The sequence below is a fragment of the Shewanella inventionis genome (assembly GCF_014641855.1).
Lineage (GTDB): Bacteria > Pseudomonadota > Gammaproteobacteria > Enterobacterales > Shewanellaceae > Shewanella > Shewanella inventionis.
The window spans coordinates 1-7,568 of the sequence record NZ_BMII01000074.1; the positions used below are offsets into that span (position 1 = coordinate 1).

Below are 7,568 nucleotides of genomic sequence, written 5' to 3' on the forward strand. Positions count from 1 at the left end.
TTGGCTGCGATATAGGGTGCTGGGTAACAGAACACGCCTTAGTGGAGGCTTGAGCCGTATGCAGTGAAAGTTGCACGTACGGTTCTTAGGAGGGCGGCACTTGGTAACAGGTGTCGCCTATCCGACAAAAGTGAGTTAAAGCTAAAGCTCTAAAAGTAGGTGGTGGAATTAGTAAAAGTATGGATTTCGGGCATGCGATATAGCCAAACTAACCTGCCCAAAACCTTGGCGTAGACTTGCAAAGAAAATTGCCAAGCGTCTGATTAAGTGCCTTGTATACTTGTTTCCTATTAACTAGACTTATCAATTGATATAATTTTAACATCAAATATTTGTTCAATAACTATTTTAGGTGAGGTTGAAAGAGACCATACTGCAAAATATAGAAATCCAGTTAACAGCACAAACAACAGTGAGCCTAAAGCACCTTTAAAGATATCGAGGACGTGACGGGGTTTGATGTTGCTCAACTCGGCATGAACACGAGCAGAAAAATATGTCTCTCGTTCTTCTAAATCAGCTTTAAGCACATTTGTAAGGAAGTTCTGTGTAAGTATTGTTGCCTCACTTCGATAAAATTCTAACTGAGCATCAGACATGGACAAATCGTTAAAAGGTTGCAAATCAGCTTCAATGGGATCAATACCCGAATTTCTAGCTTTGAAGTCTTTTATAAACTGGATTTTTTGCCGTTTATAAACTGAGTATGAAATAATCCCGTGAATATCATCCACAGAATCAACAAGTTGGTCATAGATATAGTTATATTCCTTTGCCAAATCTAACCTCTTGGTTTTCTAGTCGATACTGATGCGGTTTCCCATGCACTTTTTAGCTCTTCACCTGATAAATGTAAAGCGCGATCTTTAAACCCATATACTGAACTTGCTCGACTTTGTGCTTGCAAGTCTTTGTTATTCAAAATACCACGAGCTGCCCGATTTATAGCTGATGTTTGAAAGTCGTTTTTTGATCTCATAAATACCTCAATTCAAGTAGACATTGTATCACCTTAAAAGCATAACATTGAAGCTAGTAGACTCTTGTAAGCTAACGCCGCCTAGACGACAAGTTATAGCTGACTAAAATTTGAATCGCTGCGAAACCGAGCCTTCTGCTAAGAATACGACTTCAAGTCTCTTGTTAGCAATCAAAAATCTCGTTGTATGCTATCAAAAGTAATTAACCTGCTTTTCAGTATCAATAGCTTTAGATATCCATTGATGTTGTTCAACGCATCTCGGGCAATTTGAAAGACGGCCAATTAACCAGATGTTCAAGTGCTCATAATCGTTGCCTCTACCACTTTTATAAAGATCTTCTGATTCTTCGCAAACGTAGGTTTAAATATGTTTCACTTGTAATTCAGCCTTAGCATTCCTATTACGAGACGTTTGACACATTACGCCCTAATAATGGGCAAAAATTGCTCGCTAAAACGTTAAGGAACGAAAATAGCCAACTGTTATTGTGTTATTAATAATTAGCTTGTTGGACTAATATATGGATAAAAATGATCTGTATCTACGGTTATTTTTAAAGGCTTGTCAAAATCATTGCCAATAAAGCCGTTTGTGAAAATAACTATGCGCCATTCATCTTGCTCAATAAATGGCATGACAGGTTCCTTTCGAAGTACATCAGTATTTAAGACGCTTAAATAGTGTGGAGGAACCTCTGTTAACTGAAGTATTGCACCATTTTTATTTTGAGTTTGCATCAGCGACGTGTTTTGATAGGCAACTTGTCCAAATCTATAACCAGCAACATCAATCACTTTTGAAGCTTCATATAATATTTGAGCACTTAATTTAGCAATTGACTTAATTCCATAGGTAAAACCACCAAAGTCAGATCTTTGAGAGTTAGAAATACTCGTTCCATGTAATGAAATAATGTAATTTGGCATGATTGCTTGCCCAACTTTTCCATCACCTGAAATATTAATGGTTACATCATTATCGGTTTTTAAGGATAAAGGAAACTCTACCTTCGATGAGTTAACACCTTCACCTTTATCAACACGCGCAGCATCTTCGATGTTTTGATAATACTTATTAGATCGTAGCCAAAGTTCTCCAGTCTTTAGAGTGCTCTCATATAGAGTTTCAGAGGTGGTTCTGAATAATAGCGGAGAATTAAAATCAGTTTGGATATGTGACGCTGTCATTGGAACGACTCCATTCGCTTTACCTTTGAAATTAGTGGGGTCAAAATTAGTTAGGTCAGAGTAAACTTTAAAAAGGGAGCTTATGGGCACATGCTATTGAACGGCTTTTTCTTCCCTAAATGGTGCACTTGATGATTGTGCTGGAGTTTACCTAACTTTGTCCTTAAGTTTGATACTTTAATCTACTTTATGTTTTTAATTCAATTTTTTAAAACAAGTCGTATTGGTCCGATTGGGTAAGTCCGTAACTTCAATCTAATCAACAGCCTGCCACAGGGACAAAGCAAACACCTGGATCCCGGCTAAAAGCATTGCCGGGACGACGATTAAATTAACCGCCTCATTGTGGGCATTTTGCCGCCACTTGCAAAGAAAAAGGGCTTAGCATTGCTGCTAAGCCCTTGTTTTAATTGGTGGAGGCGGCGGGACTTGAACCCGCGTCCAGAAAGCCTACATCCTCGGCGCTACATGTTTAGTCTCTCTTTTATTTAACCAAGCAGTCTCCGAAAGACAGGATGCTACTTGGTGAGTCCGGTACTGTTTCGCGGTTCACCCCCGGACGGAGTTCCCTCGCTAGCACAATGTAAGGTGACCATCAAAATCCACTGCCCAAGTGCTAAACGTGTGGCTGATGGCTAGCTAGCCTAAGCTGCTAGAGAGTAGTTAGAGTCGTTTGCAACTATAACGGTGCGGCTTTTTACGAGGCCAACCGCCCCTCGACATGCTCCTTGGGTTTCGTGAATCCTGTCGAATCCAGAATCGCCCCCAATTAAGTTAATCATAACGTGTTGTTTGACGAATACCTAGTGTCCATTAACAAATTATAATCGTTTGTTCACAATCTGTGCGAAATAGCCTTTGTATACGTATAAATTGATGTAGTTCAAAGGGCTATTAATAAAACTAGCCGTTGGCTTTGTCTTTTTTCATCACGCGAGCTTTTTCAATTTTCCACTCACGCTCTTTGGTGTCTTCACGCTTATCGTGATCTTTTTTACCTTTACCTAGGCCAATTTCTACTTTTACCCAAGCGCCTTTGCGCCAGTACATGGATAGCGGTATTAAAGTGTAACCCTGACGTTCAATTAAACCGGCTAATTTGTCTATTTCGCTGCGTTTTAATAGGAGTTTTTTAGTGCGGATTGGATCACAAACCACATGGGTTGACGCGGTATTAAGCGGTTGAATAGTACAACCGTGCATAAACGCTTCACCCTCTTTTATGTATACATAACAATCAGCTAAGTTTACTTTGCCCATTCGTATGGATTTGACTTCCCAACCCATAAGCTGCAATCCCGCTTCTATTTTGTCTTCGATGCGGTATTCAAACGTGGCACGTTTATTTCGTGCGATAGTTGCTGGGGCATTTTTTGCTGATTTTGAATTCTTTTTTACCATTCTATTTACCGTTGTGATTGTCGCTATGGCGCTCTTTGCGTAAGCAGACAGTCAGCAGTTAGCCCATTTAATAAACGCTATTATATTAATGTTATAAATTTACACCATTGATATAAGAGATATGGGGGAGATTTATGATATTTCAACGATTATACCCAGTTTATTGCCCATTGTGCTATCAACCATGAGATTTAGCGCCTTGGCGGATGCCTTTTTTGATTAACGTGATAAAATCGGCTAATTGTTTTATTTATAGTGATGTCAGATGCCCAAAATTTCCAAAAGTATGCTGGTTAGGTTTAGTGCTAAAGAGATGTATGATTTAGTCAATGATGTTGAGTCGTATCATATTTTTTTACCCGGATGTGTTGGGGGGAAGGTACTTGAATTTGACGGCAAAACCATGGTGGCATCGGTTGATGTAAGTAAGGCTGGGATCAGTAAAACCTTTACTACACGTAATCAAGTTGTTGACGCTGAAACCATTACACTTGAACTTGAAAATGGTCCTTTTAAATACATGCATGGTTTATGGCGGTTTACTGCGCTGACAGAAGATGCCTGTAAGGTTGAGTTTAATTTAGATTTTGAATTTTCAAATATGTTGGTTGATATGGCATTTGGAAAAATCTTTAAAGATCTTATGTCATCGATGGTGATGGCATTTACTGACAGAGCAAAGGTAATTTATCGTGACAAGTGAAACAGAAAAATTTGCAGTTGATGTTATTTATGCATTACCTAAGCAGCAAAAAATCATCACGGTTATGGTTGCTCCAGGGACGACTTTTATTGACGCAGTAGTGCAGAGTAATATGGTTAAGTTTTTTCCTGAAATTAATCTTGATGACATCAAATTGGGTGTATTTAGCCGTGTGGCAAAACATGATGAAGTACTCGTACCTGGCCAACGGGTTGAAATATATCGACCATTGATTGCTGATCCTAAAGATGTGCGCCGTAAGCGAGCTGAAAAAGCTAAAGATGAAGGCCGGATAAATAAAATTACCGGTGCTAAGGTCAGTTAATCTTGAGCGTGATTGATAACAAAAAAGCAGAATCAAATGATTCTGCTTTTTTTGTTGGCATCGGTTAGCGGTTAACCAGGCTCATTGGTTTGTTCTGGTTGATTAGTTAACGTTGGGCGGTTTTCTTCAACCAATGGTTTTGCATCTGGGCGCTCTTCTGGCAGTAACGGCTTTAAGTCAGCCTCGCTTACCGAAGGTAAAGAGCTAAGCTCAAGCGGAGTATAAAACTCGCTGCTTAAATCATAATCGCCTTTTACACTCGATATTTTATTGTCAGTGAAATGAACAATTAACTCTTTATGAGTGATTTTGGCATTTCGGCCACTTTTGAAATGGTAAACGTAATACCAAGTGTCATCTGCAAAGCTGTCACGTAAAACAGGACGACCTAAAATGTATTCAGTTTGCTCTTTGGTCATGTCGATGCGAAGTTTTTCAACTTGTTGCGTCTCCATGTAGTTACCTTGCGGAATATCAGGCTTGTAAATTAGCCAATCGAAAACACTGCATCCGCTCATAGATAATGAAAGCGCTACTGCGCTTACAAGGGTAAGACTTTGTTTTTTGTTTATCATTGTCTGCGCTACTTCCTAAATTCTGTCGGTCATCATACCCAAGCTGTCCCTATGCTGACAAGGGCCGATGATAAGATGTTGTGTTTTTGAGTGAATATCGAGGAGTTAGTTCCGTTATTTTGCCAATAAATTGAACGTTCAACCTTTTTTGCCACAATTATACTCATCACTGTTTCAAAGCACTTATGCCTGCTGAACATTTAGTATCTATTGATTTTATATTAATTTGTTCATCGTTTTAAAGGCTCCAACTAGGCTAAGTTGTGCTGATCAATACAAGTGGCTTTACCGAATTGTGTAGTAGTAATGTTGTTAAATAGTCATTAAAGTGTTTAATTTAAACGGTAGCATGAACATTAATCAAAGGGTTAACTCGAGTGTTCTTTTGAATGATCAGTTTTTTAAACAAGCACCAATAAGAAGATGCAACCATGCAAATCAAGCCACTTTCATCCTCTTTAGATCCTGCAAAAACCGGCCAATTAATTTTTGTCGGCACGGGGATCCAACTGGCCGGGCAAATAGGTAAACTCAGTGAGAGTTACATTCAGCGTGCTGATGTGGTGTTTTCGTTGGTACCAGATGGTTTTGCCCAACGATGGTTGCACACGCTCAATAACGATGTGCGTTCATTACAGCCTTATTATGCTCAGAATGGTGAAACTAAAAATCGGCGTGATACTTATCAGCAAATGGTTGACGTGATAATCACTGAAGTTAACGCTAATAAAAAAGTGGTATGCGCTTTGTATGGCCATCCAGGGGTGTTCTCCTGCATATCGCATATGGCCATTGAGCAAGCTCGCCTTGAAGGGTTTACAGCAAAAATGCTTCCAGGGGTGTCTGCAGAGGCATGTTTATGGGCAGATTTAGGGATAGACCCTGGACGTTGTGGCCATCAAAGTTACGAAGCAACCCAGTTTATGTTGTACTTGCACCAACCTGACACTAGTGCGCATCTTGTATTATGGCAAATAGCCTTAGCGGGGGAGTACACCTTAACTCAATTTGGCACCACAAAGGCTAAAATCCAGTTATTGGTTGATCATTTAAGCCAGTGGTACAGCCTTGAGCATAAAGTTGCGATTTATGAAGCGGCAAATTTAGCGGTTCACGCCCCCAGAATTGAATGGGTGAAACTGGCTGATTTAGTCCATGTAGCCTTAACCACAATCAGTACTTTACTTATACCACCGAGTAAAGCATTGTCATTAAATTATGACATGTTAGCTAAATTAGCGATAACAGAAACAGATCTCGGATAATATGACGTTTGGTAGACAAAAAACTAAAATATAAGGACATAAAATGTCTAATTTAAGCCAATTTTTTACTCAATTAGGGACCGACTCAGCCTTATTAGAAGCATATTTACAAGATCCTGAAGGCATAATGAGGGCTAATGGCATAACCGATGCTGAAATCGCTGCTGTGATGTCAGGTGACAAAGCGCTGATCCGACAATTAGCTGGAGACGATGAAATGCAAATGTTTCAAATTGTCACGACACCAAATTAGGCTAATACCTTGAAAGTTTGTTATATAAAATGGTTTTTTGCCGTGTTATTCATCGTTAGTGCGGCGCTATCTTATGCAGATGAAATGGATGCAGAGCTTGATCTTGCCGAAAACTTTATGCATACCGATACTCAAAGTGCCATTGCTAAACTCCATTCAGTGCTAGCGCTTGAGCCTTCTTTATCAAACACACAAAAAAGCCGTTTACACATGCTAATGAGCCTTAAACACATATATTTGGCTGAATATAGTGAGGCTGATAACGCGTTAGACAGAGCCCTATCTTTTAATCCACCAGATGACATTTTAACCCGGATTTATTTGTATAAAGTCACGGTGAGTATCGGGCTTAAGAATTATAAAAAAGCCTTTAGCCAATTAGAAACTAACCTGGCCCGTATACAAAGTTATCAAGACAATAGTATTAAAATTGCTACCTATAATCGACTCTTAAATGTGTATTTAGAGCTAGAGGCTTATGATGAAATGTTACGAATTTCGCAGTTAGCCATGGCGCTGAATCAAGGCAAAAACCCCAAAAATCAGTGCTATTCAATGCTCTATTATTCAGTGGCCAATTTGCGTTTAAAGCAATTTCAACAAGCATCTAGTTTGTTTACCGAAACAGAGCAATATTGCCGTGAACAAGGTTTTCCACTTATTGCCGTTATGTCGGTTAAAGGGCGAGGCATTGTTGCATTTGAGCAGGGCGAATATCCTAAAGCTGAAAGCTTGTTTTTAACCGCATTCATACACTGGACCTTAAGCATTAAGGCCTGCAAAAACTCCATCTAACGTTATGTCTTTTCTAGATTTTCTTTGTTGTGACTTTTTTGCGTTTATTGTTATATAGCTGACCGCCCAGTCTATCTTTTC

10 protein-coding genes and 1 other RNA gene are annotated in these 7,568 nt (G+C 39.3%); 5 read left to right on the forward strand and 6 right to left on the reverse strand.

Annotated features, from left to right (window positions below; genetic code table 11):
- Window positions 1-290 precede the first annotated feature (290 nt).
- The 5 genes from IEW93_RS21335 to smpB all read right to left on the reverse strand — a co-directional run bounded on the left by IEW93_RS21335 (window position 291) and on the right by smpB (window position 3,571).
- The gene (locus IEW93_RS21335; RefSeq protein WP_188741218.1) at window positions 291-779 is read right to left on the reverse strand and encodes a hypothetical protein; all 489 of its coding nucleotides are present in this window, start codon (window positions 777-779) and stop codon (window positions 291-293) included.
- Between the two features lie 2 nt (window positions 780-781).
- Complete coding sequence (locus IEW93_RS21340; RefSeq protein WP_188741219.1) at window positions 782-979, reverse strand: hypothetical protein; 198 nt, start codon at window positions 977-979, stop codon at window positions 782-784.
- Between the two features lie 504 nt (window positions 980-1,483).
- Window positions 1,484-2,170, reverse strand: a complete 687-nt coding sequence (locus IEW93_RS21345; protein ID WP_188741220.1) for a hypothetical protein — start codon at window positions 2,168-2,170, stop codon at window positions 1,484-1,486.
- 411 nt (window positions 2,171-2,581) lie between these two features.
- Window positions 2,582-2,937: a transfer-messenger RNA gene (gene ssrA, locus IEW93_RS21350) on the reverse strand.
- 136 nt (window positions 2,938-3,073) lie between these two features.
- Window positions 3,074-3,571: an SsrA-binding protein SmpB gene (gene smpB / locus IEW93_RS21355; protein WP_188741221.1), complete on the reverse strand. Its 498-nt coding sequence runs from the start codon at window positions 3,569-3,571 to the stop codon at window positions 3,074-3,076.
- Window positions 3,572-3,836: 265 nt separating this feature from the next.
- On the opposite strand from smpB, the gene IEW93_RS21360 reads away from it, so the two are divergent.
- Complete coding sequence (locus tag IEW93_RS21360; RefSeq protein WP_188741222.1) at window positions 3,837-4,274, forward strand: SRPBCC family protein; 438 nt, start codon at window positions 3,837-3,839, stop codon at window positions 4,272-4,274.
- Entirely contained in the window at window positions 4,264-4,599 is a 336-nt protein-coding gene (locus tag IEW93_RS21365; protein WP_188741223.1) for an RnfH family protein, read from the forward strand. The genes IEW93_RS21360 and IEW93_RS21365 overlap by 11 nt, the downstream gene beginning before the upstream one ends.
- Window positions 4,600-4,670: 71 nt before the next feature.
- On the opposite strand, the gene IEW93_RS21370 is transcribed toward IEW93_RS21365, so the two are convergent.
- The gene (locus IEW93_RS21370) at window positions 4,671-5,174 is read right to left on the reverse strand and encodes an outer membrane protein assembly factor BamE (protein WP_188741224.1); all 504 of its coding nucleotides are present in this window, start codon (window positions 5,172-5,174) and stop codon (window positions 4,671-4,673) included.
- A 431-nt stretch (window positions 5,175-5,605) separates the two neighbouring features.
- Here IEW93_RS21370 and IEW93_RS21375 point away from each other — a divergent pair, with 431 nt between their 5' ends.
- The 3 genes from IEW93_RS21375 to IEW93_RS21385 are packed head-to-tail and all read left to right on the forward strand — an operon-like array spanning window position 5,606 to window position 7,487.
- Complete coding sequence (locus tag IEW93_RS21375) at window positions 5,606-6,439, forward strand: SAM-dependent methyltransferase (protein ID WP_188741225.1); 834 nt, start codon at window positions 5,606-5,608, stop codon at window positions 6,437-6,439.
- A 43-nt stretch (window positions 6,440-6,482) separates the two neighbouring features.
- Window positions 6,483-6,692 carry a hypothetical protein gene (locus IEW93_RS21380; RefSeq protein ID WP_188741226.1) on the forward strand — a complete coding sequence of 70 codons (210 nt, stop codon included), beginning with the start codon at window positions 6,483-6,485 and terminating at the stop codon, window positions 6,690-6,692.
- Between the two features lie 42 nt (window positions 6,693-6,734).
- The gene (locus IEW93_RS21385; protein ID WP_188741227.1) at window positions 6,735-7,487 is read left to right on the forward strand and encodes a hypothetical protein; all 753 of its coding nucleotides are present in this window, start codon (window positions 6,735-6,737) and stop codon (window positions 7,485-7,487) included.
- Window positions 7,488-7,568: the final 81 nt, after the last annotated feature.

Bases quoted from the DNA above. Each gene is read 5' to 3' on its own strand.
- IEW93_RS21340 (WP_188741219.1), bottom strand. From the start codon at position 979: ATGAGATCAAAAAACGACTTTCAAACATCAGCTATAAATCGGGCAGCT.
- IEW93_RS21345 (WP_188741220.1), bottom strand. From the start codon at position 2,170: ATGACAGCGTCACATATCCAAACTGATTTTAATTCTCCGCTATTATTC.
- smpB (WP_188741221.1), bottom strand. From the start codon at position 3,571: ATGGTAAAAAAGAATTCAAAATCAGCAAAAAATGCCCCAGCAACTATC.
- IEW93_RS21360 (WP_188741222.1), top strand. From the start codon at position 3,837: ATGCCCAAAATTTCCAAAAGTATGCTGGTTAGGTTTAGTGCTAAAGAG.
- IEW93_RS21370 (WP_188741224.1), bottom strand. From the start codon at position 5,174: ATGATAAACAAAAAACAAAGTCTTACCCTTGTAAGCGCAGTAGCGCTT.
- IEW93_RS21375 (WP_188741225.1), top strand. From the start codon at position 5,606: ATGCAAATCAAGCCACTTTCATCCTCTTTAGATCCTGCAAAAACCGGC.
- IEW93_RS21380 (WP_188741226.1), top strand. From the start codon at position 6,483: ATGTCTAATTTAAGCCAATTTTTTACTCAATTAGGGACCGACTCAGCC.